Consider the following 19312-nt stretch of genomic DNA (forward strand, 5'->3'; position numbering starts at 1 on the left):
TTACGTGGCACGAGAGCATGATCCAACCCCCCGCATATCCACGCGGTCGGGCATGTCCACCGGCGAGGGTGGCACGGGGAACGGCCGGAACCCCGGCGGCTCATCGGTATCGGTCCGCCGAGCGGTGACCATGCCCGGAGCGCCCGGAGCGCCCGGGGACCCCGGCAGCGCGCTGGCGCCGGGCGGCGGCGAGCGGCCCGGCGGAACGGCCGCGTCCGCCGCCGGAGCTGCTCCGAAGGCCGCCGCCCGAGCGGAGAACCCGGTGGCCGGGACCCCCGCGAACACGAACGCCGACGCGACCACGAACGCCTCCACGGGTCCGGACGCCGCGAACACCGGCGAGGTGAACGAGGGGCGCACCAACGCGCCGCGGGACGAACCGGAGAGCGCCGCCGAACCCGCCGCCGCCCCGGCCGCGGCAGTGTCCGGCACCGCTTCCACGACGTCGTCCGTTCCCACCGCAGAGCTGGCGACCGTCAGTACCGACGGTCCGACTTCGGGCACCGCGGCGACCGCCACCGGAACCGGTGGCGGCGGTGGCGCGAGCTCGCAGGAAGGCGACGAACCGCCCGGCAGCCGGCCCAAGAAGCCAATGCTCGCGGCGGCCGGCATCGTCGGCGCGCTCCTGATCGCGGTGCCCTTCCTCCTGGCAGGGCAGGACGACCGCGAGCCCGAGCGCACCCGGACCGAGAACGCGGCCGGCACGGTGCTGGACAGCGAACGCCCTCCGGTTCCGGAGACCTACACCAGCCAGTCGCCGGCCCCCTCCGCCACGCCGAGCAAGAAGGAGGAGAAGAAGGAGAAGAAGGAGAAGAAGCCGGTCGGCCCCGTGATCCACCAGCAGCCGGTCACGCCTTCGCCGACCCCCTCCCCGGAGAAGTCCAAGACCGAGAAGAAGCCCGAGCCCAAGCCCAAGGCCAAGAAGCTGACTCCGGCCGAACAGCTCCGCCAGTGGGCAAACGGACGCTCCGGGGTCCAGAACACCGTGATCAAGAACGCGGCGACCGGCCAGTGCGTGGACGTCCCGGGCTGGGGCAAGGGCGAGGTCAACAGCCGTATCAACCAGGACCCCTGCACGGCCTCGACCGCCGACAACCAGCTGTGGAACCTCGACATCGTGGACCAGGACGGCGGGCCCCAGAACGCGCCCCTCTTCCTGATCCGCAACAGCAAGGGCGGGCTGTGCCTGGACCTGGGCTACTACGAGGCGAGGCCAGCGGGAACAAAGGTCGCCCAGTTCCACTGCAACGCGACCGGCGACAACCAGCTCTGGTGGCTCGACCCTCGCGGGGACGGGACCAACTGGATCCGTAACGCGGTCAGCAACGACCTGTGCCTGCGGCCGACCGGCGGCGCGAGCGCGGGAGACGACACCGCGCTCGAAATCGCCAACTGCGGCTTCGGCGATCGCTGGATCGTCTGAGGATCCGCCCCGGCGGAGCGACGCCCCCGTTCCCACGGTGCAGCCTTACGCACCACGGGAACGGGGGCGTCGCTCCTTCGTCCGGAAGGAGATGGCGCACCGCCGACGCAGCGGCCGGTTCAGGCCAGCTCGGCCAGAACCGCGTCCGTGAACGGCGTCCACGCCTCCGCCGCCCACGGCCCGAAGGCCCGGTCCGTCAGCGCGACGCAGGCCGCGCCCGCCACCGGGTCGATCCACAGGAACGTGCCCGACTGGCCGAAGTGCCCGAAGGTCGCCGGGGAGGACGAATCGCCCGTCCAGTGCGGGGACTTGGTGTCGCGGATCTCGAAACCGAGGCCCCAGTCGTTCGGGCTCTGGTGGCCGTAGCCCGGCAGCACGCCCTTGAGGCCCGGGTGGACGACGCTCTGGGCCTCCAGGACCGTACGCGGGTCGAGGAGGCGGGGGGCCTGCACCTCGGCGGCGAAGCGGACCAGGTCGGCCAGGGTGGAGACGCCGTCGCGGGCGGGGGAGCCGTCGAGGGTCGTGGACGTCATGGACAGCGGCTCCAGGACCGCCTGGCGCAGGTACTCCGCGAACGGGATGCCGGACGCCTTGGCGATGTGGTCGCCCAGCACCTCGAAGCCCGCGTTGGAGTACAGGCGGCGGTTGCCGGGCGGGGCCGTCACCCGGTGCTCGTCGAAGGCGAGGCCGCTGGTGTGGGCGAGGAGGTGGCGCACCGTGGACCCCTCGGGCCCGGCCGCCTCGTCCAGCTCGACCGCCCCCTCCTCGTACGCCACCAGTGCCGCGTAGGCCGCGAGCGGCTTGGTGACCGAGGCGAGGGGGAAGCGGTGGTCGGCCGGCCCGTGCGTGCCGAGGACCGTGCCGTCCGACCGTACGACGGCGGCGGCCGCCGTCGTGACCGGCCAGGTGTCGATGATGCGCAGGCTCTCCATGGCCCCGAGCCTAACGGCCGCGCCCTGCACCCCGTCCCCGGCCCCGGGAGACCCGGGACAGCGACGGCCCCCGATGGGCCGCCGCGCGTACCGCCGGGTCCCGGGCCCCGCTGGGCCCGGACGGATGCGCGTGAGCCCGGGACGGATGCGCGCCCGTCAGGCGGCGGCCAGCGGGGCGAGCCGGGTGCCGAGCGCCATGATCCGCATCGCGCGCTCCGTGGCGTCGGCCAGGAACTCGCCGCTCCTGCCGATCGCCTCCACCAACGTCATCGGCGCGGGCAGGATCGAGCTGTACGCGTCCACGCCCACCGCCCGCACGTCCTGCGCGCCCGGCCCGATCGTCCCGGCCAGCACCAGGACCGGCACCCCGACGGCGTGCGCCCGCCGGGCGACCTCCGCCGGGATCTTCCCCCGTACGGTCTGGTGGTCGAGCGCCCCCTCCGCCGTGATCACGAAGTCGGCGCGGGCGAGGCGCGCGTCGAGGTCGAGACCGTCGAGCAGGACGTCGTAGCGGGGGAGCAGGCGCGCGCCCACGGCCGCGAGCCCGGCCCCGAGGCCGCCGGACGCACCCGTGCCGGGAGCCGTACGCAGATCGATCGGGACACCGGTCGTCGGCGCGAAGGCCGGGGCCAGGTCCCGGGCGAGGACGTCGGCCAGCCGCTCCAGGCCGGCCGAGAGCAGCTCCACCTCCGCCGGGGTCGCCCCCTTCTGCGGCCCGAAGACCCGGGCCACCCCGCGCTTCCCGCACAGCACGTTGTACGGGTTGCAGGCCACGAGCAGTTCGGCGTCGGCCAGCCGGGGGTCGAGGCCGGACGGGTCGATGCGCTCCAGCTCGTGCAACGCCCCGCCGCCCCGGCGCAGTTCACGGCCGTGCCGGTCCGTCAGCCGGGCCCCGAGCGCCTGGAGGGCCCCCGCGCCCCCGTCCGACGTACCGGAGTCGCCGCAGCCGACGAGGATGCGCCGGGCCCCCGCGTCGAGGGCCGCCCGGATCAGCTCGCCGACGCCGTACGTGGTGGTCGCGCCCGGGTGGCGCAGGCCCGGCGGCACCAGGGCGAGGCCCGCGACGGCGGCCATCTCCACGACGGCGGTCAGCGGCCCCGGCCCGCCCAGGAGCGCGAAGTGCGAGGCGACCGGCTCGCCCACCGGGCCCGTCGCGGTGACCGGGACCAGCCGGCCGCCGCCCGCCAGGGCCAGCGCCTCCGCCGTGCCCTCGCCGCCGTCCACCAGCGGGATGAGGTCGAGGTCGGCGTCGGGAATCACGCGCCGTACGCCGATGGCGATGGCCTCGGCCACCCGGGCGGCCGACAGGGACTCCTTGAAGCCGCTCGGGGCGATGGCGATGCGGGTGCGGTGGGTGCGGTGGGTGCGGTGGGTCGGGCGGGTCATGGCTGGGTCTCCAGAAGGACGGGCACGCCGAGCAACGGCCAGACGGCGAGGGCGAAAACGAGGACGAGGGCCGCGGTGAGCGGGGCGAGGAACGCGGACAGCCGCAGCAGGTCGCGCGGGGTGTAGGTCGGGGTGCCGGGCACGTCCGCGAAGAGCGCGACCGGCTTGGCCGAGGAGGGCAGCGTGTGGCAGAAGCCGGCGGCGGCCGTGGAGGCCAGCGCCGCCGTGACGGGGTTGACCCCGGCCCCGATCGCCGCCGCGATCACCAGCGGGACCAGCACGGAGGACCGGGCGGAGCGCGACTGGAGCGCCAGGTGGGCGGCCGTGCTGACGACGACCACGCCGGTCAGGAACACCCACGGGGGCGTGGACGCCCCCAGGGGTATCCAGCCCACCAGCCACGCGGCCGCCCCCGAGTCGGAGAGGGCGAGGCCCATCGCCATGGTGGCGGCCATGAACAGCAGCAGCGGCCAGGGCACCGTCCGCAGACCGTCCTTGAAGCGCACGGTCCCCAGCGCCGGAGAGGTCGCCACCAGTGCGCCGATGAGCGCGACCACGGCGGGCGACACCCCGTGCAGGGGCTCGCTGCACCACAGCAGGACGACCGTCGCCAGCAGGAGCAGGCACCGGGACTCCTCCGGGCTGAACGGTCCCTCGACGGCCGTCTCGGAGTGCTCCTGGATCTGCGCCGCCGTGATGATGACCGGGCCCTTGCGGTCGGACCGCCGGGTCGTCGTCAACAGCACCAGTTCGGCGGCGAGATGGGAGGAGACGACGGCCAGCGGCAGCCCGAGGACGAGCCACTGCACGAAGCTCAGCTGCTCCCCGGTCTGCTCCCACAGCACCCCGACGGTGATCAGGTGCGCGCCCGCGCCGATCAGGGTCGCGACGGCCGACAGCAGGATGACCGTGGGGAAGAGCAGCGCCAGCATCACCACCAGTCGGCCGCGCTCGCGCAGGGCGGCGGCCAGCGCCAGGAACACCGGGAGCGCGAGCGCCGCGCGCCCCGACGTGGCCGGCACGGCGAACGCCGTGACGACCAGTCCGGCCGTGGTCAGGTGCACCAACTGGCGCACGGTCCTGGCCCCGCCGACCAGGAAGACGGCGGCCCGGCCCGCCAGACCGGTCCGGGTCACGGCCGCCGCCAGGACGAAGGCGCAGATCAGCAGCCACACCGTCTCGTCGCCCAGGGTGGCGAAGAGGGCCTCACTGCTGATCACCCCCGTGACCGTCAGCGCCAGGCCCGCGCCGAGCGCGACGTAGGCGTCGTCCACCGGCGTGGCGATCCAGGCGGCGGTCGCCAGGGCGAAGACGGCGAGGGAGAGCCGCCCGTCGACGCTGAGGCCGGGGGCGGCGCCGGGGACGGCGAGGAGAGCGCAGAGTCCGAGGACGGCACAGAGGCCGACGGTCTGCCGGAGTGGTAGAGGCACGCTGTACAGCCTCTGAAGGCGGGGTGAGCGCCTGATGAGTGTCCGGTGAAGGCCTTTTCATCAAGGGTGCCGAGCGCCCCGCACCTCGCAGCCCGATGCGGCCCGGGACAGCGAAGAACCCCGCCCCGGGAAACGCGAAGAACCCCGCCCCGGGAACGCGAAGACCCCGCCCCGGGAACGCGAAGACCCCGTCCCGGGCGCGCGGGACGGGGCTCCGGCCGGGGCCGGGGGTGAGGGCCGGGGTCAGGTCCGGGGCTCAGGGCAGGCGGTAGCCCATGCCCCGGATCGTCTCCAGCCGCTCCGCGCCCAGCTTCCGGCGCAGCGCGCGCACATAGACGTCCACGATGTTGGAGCCGGGGTCGAAGTCGTACCCCCACACATGGGACAGGATCTGCTCGCGGGACAGCACCTGACCGGGATGGCGCAGGAACATCTCCAGCAGCACGAACTCGCGCGCCGTCAGATCCACCGTCCGCTCGCCCGCGCGGGCCCGGCGGGTCCGCAGGTCCAGGGCGAGGCTGCCGCTGCGCAACATGGTGACCTCGGGCGCGCGGGCGGCGGTGCGCTGCCGCAGCCGCACCCGGGCGAGCAGCTCCTCGAAGCGGAACGGCTTCGTCATCCAATCGTCGGCCCCGCCCTCCAGCCCGGCCACCGTGTCCCGCACGGAGTCGCGGGCGGTGAGCACGATGACCGGCAGCGTGACACGGGCCTCGCGCATCTCCCGCAGCACGGTGAAGCCGTCCCGGCCGGGCAGGCCGATGTCGAGCACCATCAGGTCGAACCCGCCGGACAGCGCGTGGCTCAGCGCCAGGTCCCCGTCCTCGGCGACGACCGTGGTGAAGCCGTTGGCGCGCAGCCCCTTCTGGACGAACGAGGCGATGCGCTCCTCGTCCTCGGCGATCAGGATGCGGTTCATGAGGCGGTCTCCAGCGTGAGTACGAAGGTGGCTCCGCCGCCTTCGGTCCGGCGTAGTTCGACGCGGCCGTGGTGGCCCTCCGCGATGGCCTTGACGATGGCGAGGCCGAGCCCCGCGCCGCTCGTGCGGGTCCCGCGCCGGGACGTCCCCCGGCGGAACCGCTCGAAGATCACCTCGGCGTCCTCCGGCGGAATCCCGGGCCCGTGGTCGGCGACGTACAGCTCGACGCGGTTCTCCTCGGCCCGCGAGCCGATCCGGATGCGCTGGCCGGGCACGGTGTGCTGGACGGCGTTCTGCGCGAGCTGCACCATCGCCTGGGTCATCCGCTGCTCGTCCAGGCGCACTTCGAGGTCCGCGACGTTGTCGAGCTGCCACGCCCGGTCGCCCAGGGTCCGCACCTTCACGTACACGTCGGCGGTCAGCTCCGCGAGCTGGACGGGTTCGGGGCGCACGAAGTCGGGGCGCTCGGCCCCCGCGAGCAGGAGCAGGTCCTCGACGATGCGGCTCATCCGGTCCAGCTCGTCCGTGACCAGCCGCACCGTCTCCTCCCGGTCCGCCGGGTCGTCGCCCATCAGCTCCAGGTGGCCCCGGACGATGGTGATGGGGGTGCGCAGCTCGTGCCCGGCGTCGTCGACGAAGACCCGCTGCGCGGCGAACGCCCGCTCAAGACGGTCGAGCATCGCGTTGAACGTCTCGGCGAGGGCCGCGATGTCGTCCCGGCCCTCCACGGGGATGCGCCGGGTGAGGTCCTGCTCGGTCAGCTCCGCCGCCGTCTGCCGGACGATCCGGACGGGCGCGAGGATGCGACCGGCGACGGCCCAGCCGATCCCGGTCGTCATCAGCAGCGCCACACCGGACAGAGCGAGCAGCGTCCAGAACGTCTTGTCCGCGACGGCCCGTTCGCGCTCCGGATGGAAGGCGACGACGAACGCCCCCGGCTGCTTGCCCGCGGACGGACCGATGACGACCTTGGCCCAGCGCACCTCGCCCTGCGGGCGCTCCAGGGTCCCGAAGGAGTCCTTGGAGGCGTGGATCCGGTCGATCGCGGCGCGGTCCCGCCACAGGGCGGTGTCCGGGGGCAGTTCGCGGCGCTGCCGGATGACGAGGGGGCGGTCGCCGGGCGGGCCGGACAGGCCCAGCAGCTCCTCGTCGGGGTCCGCGTACTGCCGTTGCAGATAGACGCGGAGCAGCTTCTCCGCGGTGTCGAACCGGCCGCCGGTGTCCGGGTCCACCCCCTGCGGCACGAAGTTCGCGAACTCGCCGGTCTCCTGGGTGAGCAGCTGACTGATGCGGTGGTCCACGTCCCGCTGGAGGATCGAACGCACGGTGACGGCGACCGCGCCCAGCGCGACCGCCATCACGACCAGCAACCACAGCAGGATCCGTACCCGGGCGGAAATCCTCGGAAAGCTAACCGTCATCACCGAAGTCGTCGTCATCGTCGTCGTCGGCCGCGGAGGGGCCCGGAACGACGGAGCTGTCCGGTGTACGGGACGGAGTGGAGGATCCGCTCGGCGTCGGGGCGCCGGTCGGCGACGTGACACCGCTCGGCGGCGGTGTGCCGCGCGGACTCTCCTCCAGTTGGACGGTGGGAGGCACCTTCGGCGCTTCCGAGGTGTCGGTCATGGCATAGCTGGTGGCCGCTATGCCGAGGGGCACGGCGACGACGGCTGCCAGGGCCGCCAGACGAGGTGAGAAAGCCATGTATTCACCCTGACTGTCCCGGGCGGTACGAACATGAAGCGAAGATGAACAATCCTTCATCTTCGATGCGCTTCCCGTCCATCTGTGGGAGCGCCCGGTCCGGGAGAGACCCGGGATACCCGCCGTTCCCGCTCGCTTCGCGACGCCGTCCCCGCTCGCTTCGCGACGTTCCCCTTGCTTCGAGTGCACTCCAAGGATTTAGCGTGGAGGGCATGACGGTGATCGACGGAACCTCCCGGAGCACTCCCACGACCATCGCACATCCGCCGCCCTCACCGGCGGTGGACACCTGTGCGGCCGCCCCGAAGCCGCACCCGCGCCCCGCGGGGAAGGACAGCTACACGATCAGCGAGGTCGTCGCCTTCACCGGACTCACCGCGCACACGCTGCGCTGGTACGAGCGCATCGGGCTCATGCCCCACGTCGACCGCTCGCACACCGGCCAGCGCCGCTTCAGCAACCGTGACCTCGACTGGCTGGCGTTCGTCGGCAAGCTGCGGCTGACCGGGATGCCCGTCGCCGACATGGTGCGGTACGCGGAACTGCTGCGCGAGGGCGCGTCCACCTTCGATGCACGGCAGGAACTGCTGGAGGCGACCCGCCGTGATGTGATCACGCGGATCGCGGAGCTCCACGACACCCTCGCCGTCCTCGACCACAAGATCGAGTTCTATGCGGGCGCCCGCAGGGCGCCGGAAAGGCACAGCGCCTGATGACCGACAACGACAGGAACACGATCGCCACCGTCGAGCTGGGCGGCGACGGCGGACCGCGGGTCGGCGTCCAGGGCCTCGGCTGCATGGGCATGAGCGAGTTCTACGGCGACACCGACGAGCTCTCCGCCCGGGACACCCTGGACGCGGCCCTGGACGCCGGCGTCACGCTCTTCGACACCGCCGACACCTACGGGCGCGGGGCCAACGAGGAGTTCCTCGCGCCGTTCGTCGGGGCCCACCGGGACGAGATCACCCTCGCCACCAAGTTCGCGCTGGTGCGCTCCGACAGCCCCGGGTACCGGGGCGTGCGCAACGACCCCGCATACCTCCGCACCGCTGTCGAAGCGAGCCTGCGCCGACTGAACACCGACGTCATCGACCTCTACTACATGCACCGCCACGACCCGGCCGTCCCGTTCGCCGAATCGGTCGGCGCGATGGCGGAGCTGATCCAGCAGGGCAAGATCAAGCAGATCGGGCTGAGCGAGGTGACGGGTCCCGAGCTGCGCGAGGCGCACGCGGTGCACCCGATCGCCGCCCTCCAGTCGGAATGGTCGCTCTTCAGCCGGGACGTGGAGAAGAGCGCGCTCGGTGCGGCGGTGGACCTGGGCGTCACCCTCGTGCCGTACGCGCCGCTCGGCCGGGGCTTCCTCACCGGGGCCTTCGCCGACGCGGGCAAGGACCTGGGCGAGGGCGACTTCCGTAAGCAGCAGCCGCGCTTCACCGGCGACAACGCCCGCACCAACGCGGCCCTCCTGGCGCCCGTCCACGAAATCGCCGCCGCGCACGGGGCGACCGCCGCCCAGGTGGCCCTCGCCTGGGTACACCAGCGGGCCCGGGTGCACGGACTGACCGTGGTCCCGATCCCCGGCACCCGTAAGCGGAGCCGCCTGCTGGAGAACGTGGCGGCGACCGGGCTGACGCTGACGGCCGAGGAGCTGGCCCTGCTGGAGCCGATCGCGGGCCGGGTGGCGGGGGACCGGTACCCGGACATGAGCCTGACGTCCGAGGCCCGGGAGTAGCCCGCAGCCGTACGCGGCGATCGCTTGGTTCATGAAATTCATGACGCCCCGGCCGCGCCCCGGGCCATGCCTCACGCCAGCCCCAGCGCGAACACCGCGAACCCCGCCGCGAGCAGCCCCGCCAGCGCGCGGCGGGCGTTCGCGGCGCGGGTGCCCGCCTGCCACGGGGCCTCGAAGCGGCGCGCGTACCGGGCGATCAGCACCAGCAGCCCCGCGAACACCGGCAGCCAGGCGATCCGGGCCAGGATCCAGCCCACCGTGTCCGGCGCGGTCGTCAGCCCCGCCACCGCTGTCCCCGCCCCGGCGAGCGACGCCGGTACGGCGGCGGCCAGCATCGCGGTCTGGTGCCAGCACAGGATCGTCATCGCGGACAGGTTGACCACCACGACCGGCGCCCAGAGCAGCGGCTTGCGCAACAGCCGCCCCAGCCGGTCGCGCAGCAGGATCGCCGCCCCGCTCTGCGCCGCCGCCAGCGCCACCACCAGCAACGACGGCGGATGCGAGTTCGTCCGGGCCTCGCCAGGCACCCCGACCATCGACGCCGGGTAGTGGAAGGCGAGCAGCAGCGCGGCGAACAGCGCCCCGCCGCCGATCAGCAGCAGCCGGGCCCCGCGCTTCCCGATCCGGCCCTCGCCCCAGGACACGCCCAGCTGATACGCGAAGAGCCAGCCGGGCAGGATGTTGAGCATGCTCAGCCAGGACGGCATCGCCTCCGCGAACGGCCCGTAGCGCAGGAAATCCACCACCGCGACCGACGCGAGCAGCGGCAGCGCCGCCCACCCGCCGAGCTTCCGCGCCAGCGTGACGCAGACCGGGGTGAGCGCCGTGACCACGGTGTACACCCCGACGAACCAGAGCGGCTGGATCACCAGCGTCGACCCCGTACGCAGGGTGTCGCCGGGCACGCCCAGCGCGGACAGCATCGCCAGCAGCACCGCCCACACGGCGGTCACCCCGAGCACCGGCCGGCCGAGGCGGGCCAGCCGGCCGCCCAGCCAGGCGGCCGTCGTCGAGGTCCGGCGGCGGAAGGAGAGCACCGAGGCGTACCCCCCGACGAGGAAGAAGATGCCCAGCATCTGGAGCACCCAGCTCGCGGGTGCGAGACCGGCGAACGTCGAGAGCGGGCTCGCGTTGTGCAGGCCGTCGGCGTCCAGCCGGAACCCGCCGAGCATCCAGTGACCGAGCGGCACGGCGAGCAGCGCCAGCGCCCGCAGGCCGTCGATCGCCCGGTCGCGGTGGGCGGGGGTGGACGCGTCGACACGGACCGCGAGCCGGCGGCCGTTCTCCAGCAGGGCGTTCACCGGGCCACTCCTTCCAGCACCGGGGCGGCTTCCAGGGCCGGGGCGGCATCCGGCATCGGGGCGGCTTCCAGGGCCAGGGCGGCTTCCGCCGGGTCCGGTCCCGCCGCGTCCGGGGCCGCTTCCGCCGCGTCGCCGCGCGCGATGGCGGCGAAGGTCCGCAGCGAATCCGTCCCGGGCTCGAAGTAACCGGCATGCCCCCGGGCCTCGTCCGCCGGCACCCGGCGGGCGCCGAACGCCGGATCGGCCGGATCCGTCCCGTGACCGAGGCCCGCGAAGCGCACGTTCGGCACGTCGTCGATCCAGTCGGTCGGGTCCTTCGCCGCCCAGACCCGGGCGCTCGTCCGCAGCCCGCCCACGTCGTCGGCGCGCATACCGGGGGAGCCGAGCACCACCAGATCGGTGGCGGGGAGGCGGTGCGCGGCCAGGCCGCAGACCACCGAGCCGTAGCTGTGGCAGAACACCGCCGGCGCGGGCAGCCCGTCCGCCGTCAGGCCCTCCGTGAACCGGGTCAGCCGCCCGGCCCCGGCCTCCGCGAGGCCGCCGGTGGCCGCGTCGAGGCCGACGCCCACCGGGGTGGTGTACCCGACCCAGGCGATGACGGCGGTCCCCGGACCGGCCGCGGTGTGCAGGGTCCTGGCCATGCCGGCCGGGGCCCCGTGGCTGGCGGCCTTCCGGTCGAAGGTCCCGGCGTCGTTGTCGGACCCCGGCACCACCACCGAGACCCGGCGCGCCGTGCGCAGGTCCCCGAAGACCTCGGCGACCTGGCCGCGTCCGCGCGGGTCGAACGCGAGGATCTGGCGGCCGGGGGCGGCGAGCGAGCGGTAGCGGGGGTCGTCCTCGGCGGCCAGCGCGAGGGAGTTGGCGCGGAAGCGCAGTTCGAGGGGCGCCCCGTCGAGATTCCCGACGACGGACGGATGGCGCCCGAGGAGGAGTTGCCGCTCGTCGGCGCTCAACCCCGCGAAGAACGAGGCGACTTCGGCAGGCGTGGTCCGCTCCGGATCGGGCAGCCCCGCCCCCGACACCCGGTCCGCCCGCCACTGCGCACTGCCCGGCGGTGGCCCGGTCAGCGCCTGCTGCGCATCTCCCGAAACCCAGCCCGCGGTCCCCGCCACCACACTGGTGGCCAGTGCGAACGCGACCACGGTCCTCGCGTATCGACGCATCGTGCCCTCCCTCTCCGGATCCGCACCGACCGGTGCGACCGGGAGGAAGGTAGGAAGAGGACGGGTGAGGGGGCGTCACACCGGGGGGCCAACCGCGGGGTGATACCGGGGTAGGGGGTGGGCCGGAAGACGGGGGCCTCGCGGGCTTCTACACCCCCGCGTCCCCCGGAGTCACCAGCCCCGACTCGTACGCGAAGATCACCGCCTGGGCCCGGTCCCGCAGGTCCAGCTTGGCCAGTACCCGCCCGATGTGCGTCTTGACGGTCTGCTCGGCCAGCACCAGCCGCCCCGCGATCTCCTGGTTCGACAGCCCCCGGGCGATCAGCTCCAGCACCTCGCTCTCGCGCGGGGTCAGCCCGTTGAGCCGGAGCGCCTGCCCCCCGCGCGTCGCCCCGGAGGGCCGCTGCGCCGCGAAGTCCGCGATCAGCCGCCGGGTCACCGAGGGCGCGAGCAGCGCGTCCCCGGCCGCCACCACCCGTACCGCCGCGATGAGATCGGCGGGCGGGGCGTCCTTCAGCAGGAACCCGGACGCGCCGACGCGCAGCGCCTCGTACACGTAGTCGTCCACGTCGAACGTGGTCAGCATCAGGACCTTCGGCCGGTGCACCACCCCCACCGGCGGGTTCAACAGCTCGCGCGCGGCGGCCAGTCCGTCCATCTCCGGCATCCGGACGTCCATCAGGACGACGTCGGGGTGCTGGTTGCGGCTGACGTCGACGCCCCGGCGGCCGTCCGCCGCCTCGCCCACCACGTCGATGTCGCTCTGCGCCGCCAGCAGCGCCGCGAAGCCGGCCCGCACCATGGCCTGGTCGTCGACGATGATCACGCGGATGGTCACAAGTCCTCCGAAGGGGGTGGGACGGACGGCGACACGGCCGGAGGCAGCGGCATCCGGGCGGCCACCCGGAACCCGCCGTCGGGCAGCGGCCCGGTGTCCAGCGTGCCGCCGGTCAACCGTACGCGCTCCCTCATCCCCACCAGCCCGTGCCCGGTCCCCGCGCTCTCCAGCGGCGCCGCGGGCTTCGGCGCGGGGCCGTTGACGACCAGCACGTTCAGATGGCCGTCGGCCACCCGGACCGATACCTGGGTGCGCGCCCCGGGCGCGTGCCGCACCACATTGGCCAGCGCCTCCTGCACGATCCGGTACGCCGACAGATCCACCGCCGGCGGCACCTCGCCCAGCTCGGCGGCGAGCGAAAGCTCCGCCGGCAGCCCGGCCCGTACGGTCGCCTCCACCAGCTGCTGCAACCGGTCCAGGCCCGGCTGCGGCGCCCGGTCGCCCTCGGTGCCGTCGCTGCGCAGCACCGACAGCAGCCGCCGCATCTCGCCGAGGGACTCCCGCGCGGCTGCCGCGATCGAGGCGAACTCCTCCCGCGCCGGCTCCGAGAGCCCGGAGATCCGGTACGGCGCGGAGTCGGCCTGCACGGTGATCACCGACATGTGGTGCGCGACCACGTCGTGCAGCTCACGGGCGATCCGCGTCCGTTCCTCCAGCAGCGTGCGCTGCGCCCGTTCCGCCTCGCTGATCGTCTCCTGCTCGGCCAGCCGCCGCGTCGCCTCGCTCCGCTCCCGTACGGCACCGCCGATCACGAGGACCACCGCGCCGAGGATCGGCAGCAGCAGGGCGCTGCCGGTGTTGCGGTCCGCCGGTGCGATCAGGTGCAGCACGAGACCGGCCGCGCCCGTCGCCAGCCAGACGCCGACCGAGGTCCGCCGTGTCTCACGCAGACCGAGGGCCAGCAGCAGGAAGAGGTACGCGACCAGCACCGGGGGGATCCACGGCCAGACGTCATGCCGCTCGTCGGGGTTGGCCAGCAGCACCAGGGCGCCCACGATGTCGGCGGGGAAGATGATCCACCACGCCTGGAGAGGCCGGTGGGCCAGCATCAGCAGAGGGGCGGACTGGGCCACCGCGAGCGCCCCGGCCAGTGCGCCCGGCACGCCGTACTGCGAGGTCAGGACGTTGATGGTGACCGGGATGAAGGTCGCGGTCAGGGCGAGCACCACGACGTACGGCAGCAGCCGCTGCCACCGCTTCGGGGCTTTTGCCAGCAGCGGGGTGGACGGATGGGACGCGTGGGACAGCCCGTGGGCGAGCTCGCGCAGATTGCGGCGGGCGGCGCTCAGCAGGCCGTCGGCGGGCGGCGGAGGCCCGGCGGGGGAAGTGGACATGGCCCGGTCAGCCTAGGCAGGCCCGGGGGCGCGGGGCGTCATACCGCGGTCGCGATCCTCGGCAGGTCCGCCTCATACCCCGGTACGGGGTCCCTCCCGGCGGGGGCCCGGGGCGCGGGTTCCCTGCCCGGCGCGGGCCCGGGGGAGTGGGACTCCTCCCGGCGCGGGCCGGGGCGCGGGGTCACAGCTCCGCGAGCAGCTGGGCCTTCTTCGCGCTGTACTCGGCGTCCGTCACCAGTCCGGCCTGGTGCAGCTCGCCGAGGTGATGTATCCGCTCGGCGATGTCCGCCGGATCGCGCCGCCCGGCGTTCACCAGGACCGGGGCGGAGGCGGCGGGCGCGGGCTGGGTCCGGCGTACGGATTCCAGGACGGCGGCGGCGAAGGGCAGCGACTCGTGCACCGGCCCGTAGCCCAGGCCGAAGAGCACGGCCGCCGGATCCTGGTCCGCGGTGGCGACCGGAGGCCCGGCGGGCACGCCCGCGGGCGCCCCGCCGTCCGGGCCCCCGCAGCCGCCGGGACCGTGTACAACGCCCAGACTGCCGCCGGCGCGGTGGTCGACCGGGGCCGCCGCGCGGGGCACCAGACGCAGATAGCCGTCCAGCGCCTCGGGCGAGCGCCACACGATTCCGGCCAGTTCGCTCACCCGGAAGCTCTGGTCGCCGGCCTTCCACTTGGCGCTGGAGGCCCCGGTCCAGGACCACCGGAAGGAGATGCGCTCGCCGTCGAAGCTGGCCCGGCCGTCATACGCCTTGAAGTGCATCGGGGCCTCGGGGGCCGCCACCAGGAACCGGTCGGCGCTCTCGCCGGACGCCGGGTCCAGCAGGGCCCGCAGCTCGTCCGCGTAGTACTCGGCGAGCACCTCCCGCTCCGCCGGAAGTACCAGGCGATAGGGGTCATACCCCTCCTTGAGCTGCCCGGAGGCAGCCTCCACCAGAGGATCGGCACCCGCCCTCGGCACGGCACGCAGAACCACCGTGCCCCGCTTGCCGGGGGTCAGCGTCACCGACGACAAGGCCGCATACGGGATGCGGCGTTCCCGCAGGCTCTGGAAGAGCTTCGGTGTGCGGATGCCCCGTTCGAAGCGGATGAGCACGGAGTCGGTGTCGAACTCCCAGGTGGCATGAATTCCGGCCAGCACATCACCCATGTGCCTCATCGTATGCGGCACAGTCGCCCACGTCCCCCCTCGGAGCAAGTCGCGATTAATCCGCCCGACACCGACCTCTACGCGCGTCAGCCGTCCCGCTCACCGGAAATACCGCTGTGGCACGCGCTGTCGGCACGCGCGCAGCTGACCGATCCGTACGCTCCGACGCCGATCGCGGCGAAGTTGTCCAGGCTCTCGGTGCCCGGTTCGAAGTAGCCGCTGTGCCCGGCGACGCCGGCCGCCGAGACGATGCGCGCGCCGAAGGCCGGGTCGACCGGGTCGGCCCCGTGACCGATCCCGCCGAACTCCAGATGGGGTACGTCCCCGATCCAGTCGTCCCCGTCCCGCGTCGCCCAGATCCGGGCGCCGGTCTCCAGTTGACCGGCGGTGGCGGCCCGCATGCCGGGGCTGCCCGCCACCGCGATGTCGGCCACCCGGTCGTGGGCCCGGTGCGCGGCCACCCCGCACACCACGGAGCCGTAGCTGTGGCAGAACAGCGAGACCTTCGAGGTGCCGGGCAGCGCGCCGACCATCGCGTTCAGCCGGATCGCGCCGTTCGCCGCGAGCCCGCCCAGCGCCGCGTCCATGCCGAGGCCGGCCGGGGCGGTGTAATCGGCCCACGCGATGACGGCCGTACGGGTGCCCGGGGCGGCCGAGCGCTCCGCCTTGTACAGGGACTTGGCCATCCCGACGGGGGCCCGGTACGCGCGAGTGCCGCGCTCCAGGGACAGCAGATGGGTGTCGACGCCCGGGACGACGACGGAGACCCGGGCGGCCCGGTCGAGATTCCCGAACACCTCGGCCGCACGGCCCCTCCCGGAGGGATCGAAGGCCAGGATCTGGCGTTGGCCCGCGAGCATCGAGCGGAACCGGCCGAGACGCGCCTGCGCCTCACCGCGCCCGTCCGGCGAGAGCTTCTCGTCGTGCGCCCGCGTTCTCTCCACGGTCACGGCCTGTCTGAGGGCCGTCCGGTTGGCGTGGTAGCGCAGGGTGACCGGAGCGCCGTTCAGATTCCCCACCACCGACGGGTACTTGCCCGCGAGGGCGATCTGCTGTCCCGAGGTGAGGGTGGCGAAGAAGTGGGCCAGCCGGTAGGCGGGAGCGTCGGCGTCCGGCAGTGAGCGGCCGGCTATCCGGTCCTTCGCCCAGGAGGCGAGCGCGAGCTCGCGCTCCCCGCCGGAGTGCTGATCGCGGACGGCGCTCCAGCCCGTCGTCGCCAGCATCACGAACACCACCGCCACGGCGAGCAGAGCACGCCATGCGGTCAACGTGGGTGAGGTGTCGAAGGAAGTCACTGCGCCACACCCTAGGAGACGCGTCCCGACCCCCGTGATGCGGGTGAGGTACATCACCCGTCCGCGAAGGATTCATCACGGATTTCTCACACAGGGTCACCACCACCGCTTCGTGGCCGCGCTCCTTCCGGCACGCGAACCGGAGTCGCGCTACGTGTGACATCCGACCGGAGTCGCGCTACGTGTGACGCCCGAACCGCAGTCGCCCTACGTCCGACGCCAGTCCCGGGCGAGGGCCGGGGCGAGCTGGTCGAGATACTCCTCGGTCAAGTCGCGCAGCGCCTCCACGCTCGGGTCGAGCCCCCGCCCCCACAGCTGACCGGTCACCCGCATCACCCCGGAGAACGCGGCGACGGCCACCCGCGGCCGGGGGTCCCGTTCCACATCGAGCCCCTCGCGTTCCGCGATCAGCAGGGCGATCTGGTTCTCCAGGGCGACCCCGCGCCGCATGTGGGCGGCGAGCAGGGAGGGGGTCGACTCGATCATCTGGTAGGTCCGCATATGGAGATCGACGGTGACGACCTCCTCGATCGCCTCGCCGATGCTGTTCCACGCGCACAGCACCGCCCGGCGCATGGCCTCGAAGGGGGCTTCGCCCGCGGGGCGGCGGCGCAGCTCCTCGATGAAGCGGGACTCGACCATCTCCTGCACGGCGAAGGTGGCGTCCTCCTTGCTCGCGAAGTAGCGGAAGAAGGTGCGCTGGGAGACCTCCACGGCGTCGACGATCTCGTCGACGGTGGTGCGTTCGTACCCCTGGGTGGTGAACAGTTCGAGGGAGGCGCGTACCAGGGCGTCCCGAGTGCGCTGCTTCTTGCGTTCACGCAGTCCGGCTCGGGGCTCGACTGTCTGCCCGTCGGTCACGTACCGGTTCCTCTTTTCCCGTGTTTGTCCAGCTCAGCATACCTGTGCGCTACGTGTGAGCTACGTGACAGTTACTGTCTTGTGAATTGGTTTGTCAACTGTCAGTAGCTGTCACTAGTCTCGCCGTATGACTAGTCAGACCACCGTCGAGAAGGCGCCGCGGGAGCCGGAAGACAACGCAGAACCCGCCCCGGTCAAGGGGCTTCGCGGCCACCCCTGGCTGACCCTCTTCGCCGTCGCCCTCGGCGTGATGATGGTCGCCCTCGACGGCACCATCGTCGCCATCGCGAACCCCGCGATCCAGAAGGACCTCGGCGCCTCGCTCGCCGACGTCCAGTGGATCACCAACGGCTATCTCCTGGCGCTCGCCGTCGCCCTGATCACCGCGGGCAAGCTGGGCGACCGCTTCGGCCACCGTCAGACCTTCCTGATCGGTATCGCGGGATTCGCGATCTCCTCCGCCGCGATCGGTTTCTCCCAGGAGATCGTCCTGGTCGTCCTCTTCCGTGTCCTCCAAGGCCTCTTCGGCGCCCTGCTGATGCCGGCCGCACTCGGCCTGCTGCGCGCCACCTTCCCCGCCGAGAAGCTGAACATGGCGATCGGCATCTGGGGCATGGTCATCGGCGCGTCCACCGCGGGCGGCCCGATCGTCGGCGGTCTGCTCGTCGAGCACGTCAGCTGGCAGTCGGTCTTCTTCATCAACGTGCCGGTCGGCATCATCGCGCTCATCTTCGGCCTGGTGATCCTCAAGGACCACCGCGCCGCCAACGCACCGCGCTCCTTCGACGTCCTGGGCATCGTGCTGCTCTCCGGCGCGATGTTCTCCCTCATCTGGGGCATCATCAAGGCCGGTGAGTCCTGGGGCTGGGGCGACGGCCGCACCTGGGCGTGGCTCGGCCTCGCGATCCTGCTCTTCGCCGCCTTCGGCGTCTGGGAGACCAAGGTCAAGGAACCGCTCGTTCCGCTGGGGATGTTCCGTTCCGTCCCGTTGACGGCCGGTGTCGTCCTCATGATGCTGATGGCCTTCGCCTTCTTGGGCGGCCTCTTCTTCGTGACGTTCTTCCTCCAGGGCGTCCACGGCCTCAGCCCGGTCGACAGCGGTCTGCGCCTGCTGCCGCTGACCGCCATGATGATCGTCGCCTCGCCGGTCGCCGGCCTGCTGATCACCAAGTTCGGTCCCCGCGTCCCCCTGGTCGGCGGCATGGTCTGCACGGCCACCGCGATGTTCGGCATGACCACGCTCACCGACTCCACCGGCACCTTCGCGATGTCCCTCTGGTTCGCCCTGCTCGGCTGCGGGCTCGCCCCGGTCATGGTCGGCGCGACCGAGGTCATCGTCGGCAACGCGCCCATGGAGCTGTCCGGCGTGGCCGGCGGTCTCCAGCAGGCCGCCATGCAGGTCGGCGGCGCGCTCGGCACCGCCGTCCTCGGAGCGGTCATGTCCTCCAAGGTCAGCTCCGAGTTCGCGGACAACTGGGCGGGCGCGGGCCTGCCCGGCGCGCCCGACCCGAAACTGGAGGAGGCCGCCGAGTTCGGCATAGTGCCGGCCGAGGCACTCGCCAAGGATCCCAACATGACGCCGGACGTCATCGACACCATCGGCGGGGTCATCCACGACACGTTCATGTCCGGCATGGGCCTGGCCTTCACGGTCGCGGGCATCGTCGCCGTGGTCGCCGTCTTCGTCGCCACCCTCACCAAGCGCGGCGAGAACGCCGAGGCGGGGGCCGGAGTCGGCCACATCTGACGCCCGAAGCGGCATCCGACGCCCGAAGCGGCGCAGATCGTCAACACAGCGCAGGCCGGAGCCCCGCCGAATCCTTTCGGCGGGGCTCTCGCCTATC

General features: G+C 73.0%; 17 protein-coding genes. 4 read left to right on the forward strand and 13 right to left on the reverse strand.

The window, feature by feature from the left end:
* Nucleotides 1–130: 130 nt before the first annotated feature.
* Nucleotides 131–1423: an RICIN domain-containing protein gene (locus N7925_RS26175; protein WP_274345338.1), complete on the forward strand. Its 1293-nt coding sequence runs from the start codon at nt 131–133 to the stop codon at nt 1421–1423.
* A gap of 119 nt (nt 1424–1542) precedes the next feature.
* On the opposite strand, the gene N7925_RS26180 is transcribed toward N7925_RS26175, so the two are convergent.
* The 6 genes from N7925_RS26180 to N7925_RS26205 all read right to left on the reverse strand — a co-directional run bounded on the left by N7925_RS26180 (nt 1543) and on the right by N7925_RS26205 (nt 7791).
* Complete coding sequence (locus N7925_RS26180) at nt 1543–2355, reverse strand: serine hydrolase domain-containing protein (protein ID WP_274345339.1); 813 nt, start codon at nt 2353–2355, stop codon at nt 1543–1545.
* 156 nt (nt 2356–2511) lie between these two features.
* Complete coding sequence (locus N7925_RS26185) at nt 2512–3741, reverse strand: glycerate kinase family protein (RefSeq protein ID WP_274345340.1); 1230 nt, start codon at nt 3739–3741, stop codon at nt 2512–2514.
* Entirely contained in the window at nt 3738–5171 is a 1434-nt protein-coding gene (locus tag N7925_RS26190; protein WP_274345341.1) for an SLC13 family permease, read from the reverse strand. The genes N7925_RS26185 and N7925_RS26190 overlap by 4 nt, the downstream gene beginning before the upstream one ends.
* 256 nt (nt 5172–5427) lie before the next feature.
* Nucleotides 5428–6087, reverse strand: a complete 660-nt coding sequence (locus N7925_RS26195; RefSeq protein ID WP_265601872.1) for a response regulator transcription factor — start codon at nt 6085–6087, stop codon at nt 5428–5430.
* Nucleotides 6084–7508: a sensor histidine kinase gene (locus N7925_RS26200; protein ID WP_274345342.1), complete on the reverse strand. Its 1425-nt coding sequence runs from the start codon at nt 7506–7508 to the stop codon at nt 6084–6086. The genes N7925_RS26195 and N7925_RS26200 overlap by 4 nt, the downstream gene beginning before the upstream one ends.
* Nucleotides 7498–7791, reverse strand: a complete 294-nt coding sequence (locus tag N7925_RS26205; protein ID WP_265601874.1) for a small hydrophilic protein — start codon at nt 7789–7791, stop codon at nt 7498–7500. Before N7925_RS26205 ends, N7925_RS26200 begins: the two co-directional genes overlap by 11 nt.
* 212 nt (nt 7792–8003) lie before the next feature.
* Here N7925_RS26205 and N7925_RS26210 point away from each other — a divergent pair, with 212 nt between their 5' ends.
* Nucleotides 8004–8504: a MerR family transcriptional regulator gene (locus tag N7925_RS26210; RefSeq protein WP_274345343.1), complete on the forward strand. Its 501-nt coding sequence runs from the start codon at nt 8004–8006 to the stop codon at nt 8502–8504.
* Complete coding sequence (locus N7925_RS26215; RefSeq protein WP_274345344.1) at nt 8504–9529, forward strand: aldo/keto reductase; 1026 nt, start codon at nt 8504–8506, stop codon at nt 9527–9529. The genes N7925_RS26210 and N7925_RS26215 overlap by 1 nt, the downstream gene beginning before the upstream one ends.
* Before the next feature lie 71 nt (nt 9530–9600).
* Here N7925_RS26215 and N7925_RS26220 read toward each other — a convergent pair whose 3' ends face one another.
* The 7 genes from N7925_RS26220 to N7925_RS26250 form a co-directional block, all read right to left on the reverse strand.
* On the reverse strand, nt 9601–10830 hold the full coding sequence (locus N7925_RS26220) for an acyltransferase family protein (RefSeq protein ID WP_274345345.1): 1230 nt from the start codon (nt 10828–10830) through the stop codon (nt 9601–9603).
* Nucleotides 10827–11993, reverse strand: coding sequence for an alpha/beta hydrolase (locus N7925_RS26225; RefSeq protein WP_274345346.1), 1167 nt, complete (start codon nt 11991–11993; stop codon nt 10827–10829). Before N7925_RS26225 ends, N7925_RS26220 begins: the two co-directional genes overlap by 4 nt.
* A 148-nt stretch (nt 11994–12141) precedes the next feature.
* The gene (locus tag N7925_RS26230; protein WP_274345347.1) at nt 12142–12831 is read right to left on the reverse strand and encodes a response regulator; all 690 of its coding nucleotides are present in this window, start codon (nt 12829–12831) and stop codon (nt 12142–12144) included.
* The gene (locus N7925_RS26235) at nt 12828–14165 is read right to left on the reverse strand and encodes a sensor histidine kinase (protein ID WP_274345348.1); all 1338 of its coding nucleotides are present in this window, start codon (nt 14163–14165) and stop codon (nt 12828–12830) included. Before N7925_RS26235 ends, N7925_RS26230 begins: the two co-directional genes overlap by 4 nt.
* A 181-nt stretch (nt 14166–14346) precedes the next feature.
* Nucleotides 14347–15312: a DUF4429 domain-containing protein gene (locus N7925_RS26240; RefSeq protein WP_274345349.1), complete on the reverse strand. Its 966-nt coding sequence runs from the start codon at nt 15310–15312 to the stop codon at nt 14347–14349.
* Between the two features lie 86 nt (nt 15313–15398).
* Nucleotides 15399–16607 carry an alpha/beta hydrolase gene (locus tag N7925_RS26245; RefSeq protein WP_274345350.1) on the reverse strand — a complete coding sequence of 403 codons (1209 nt, stop codon included), beginning with the start codon at nt 16605–16607 and terminating at the stop codon, nt 15399–15401.
* A 207-nt stretch (nt 16608–16814) separates the two neighbouring features.
* Entirely contained in the window at nt 16815–17468 is a 654-nt protein-coding gene (locus N7925_RS26250; protein ID WP_265601883.1) for a TetR family transcriptional regulator, read from the reverse strand.
* A gap of 250 nt (nt 17469–17718) precedes the next feature.
* On the opposite strand from N7925_RS26250, the gene N7925_RS26255 reads away from it, so the two are divergent.
* The gene (locus N7925_RS26255; RefSeq protein WP_416223008.1) at nt 17719–19215 is read left to right on the forward strand and encodes an MFS transporter; all 1497 of its coding nucleotides are present in this window, start codon (nt 17719–17721) and stop codon (nt 19213–19215) included.
* Nucleotides 19216–19312: the final 97 nt, after the last annotated feature.

The organism is Streptomyces sp. CA-278952 (assembly GCF_028747205.1).
Classification (GTDB): Bacteria; Actinomycetota; Actinomycetes; order Streptomycetales; family Streptomycetaceae; genus Streptomyces.

Coding starts and splice junctions, on each gene's coding strand:
- N7925_RS26200 (WP_274345342.1), bottom strand. CDS start 7,508: ATGACGGTTAGCTTTCCGAGGATTTCCGCCCGGGTACGGATCCTGCTG.
- N7925_RS26240 (WP_274345349.1), bottom strand. CDS start 15,312: ATGGGTGATGTGCTGGCCGGAATTCATGCCACCTGGGAGTTCGACACC.
- N7925_RS26175 (WP_274345338.1), top strand. CDS start 131: ATGCCCGGAGCGCCCGGAGCGCCCGGGGACCCCGGCAGCGCGCTGGCG.
- N7925_RS26205 (WP_265601874.1), bottom strand. CDS start 7,791: ATGGCTTTCTCACCTCGTCTGGCGGCCCTGGCAGCCGTCGTCGCCGTG.
- N7925_RS26215 (WP_274345344.1), top strand. CDS start 8,504: ATGACCGACAACGACAGGAACACGATCGCCACCGTCGAGCTGGGCGGC.
- N7925_RS26255 (WP_416223008.1), top strand. CDS start 17,719: ATGATGGTCGCCCTCGACGGCACCATCGTCGCCATCGCGAACCCCGCG.
- N7925_RS26185 (WP_274345340.1), bottom strand. CDS start 3,741: ATGACCCGCCCGACCCACCGCACCCACCGCACCCACCGCACCCGCATC.
- N7925_RS26210 (WP_274345343.1), top strand. CDS start 8,004: ATGACGGTGATCGACGGAACCTCCCGGAGCACTCCCACGACCATCGCA.
- N7925_RS26180 (WP_274345339.1), bottom strand. CDS start 2,355: ATGGAGAGCCTGCGCATCATCGACACCTGGCCGGTCACGACGGCGGCC.
- N7925_RS26235 (WP_274345348.1), bottom strand. CDS start 14,165: ATGTCCACTTCCCCCGCCGGGCCTCCGCCGCCCGCCGACGGCCTGCTG.
- N7925_RS26195 (WP_265601872.1), bottom strand. CDS start 6,087: ATGAACCGCATCCTGATCGCCGAGGACGAGGAGCGCATCGCCTCGTTC.
- N7925_RS26225 (WP_274345346.1), bottom strand. CDS start 11,993: ATGCGTCGATACGCGAGGACCGTGGTCGCGTTCGCACTGGCCACCAGT.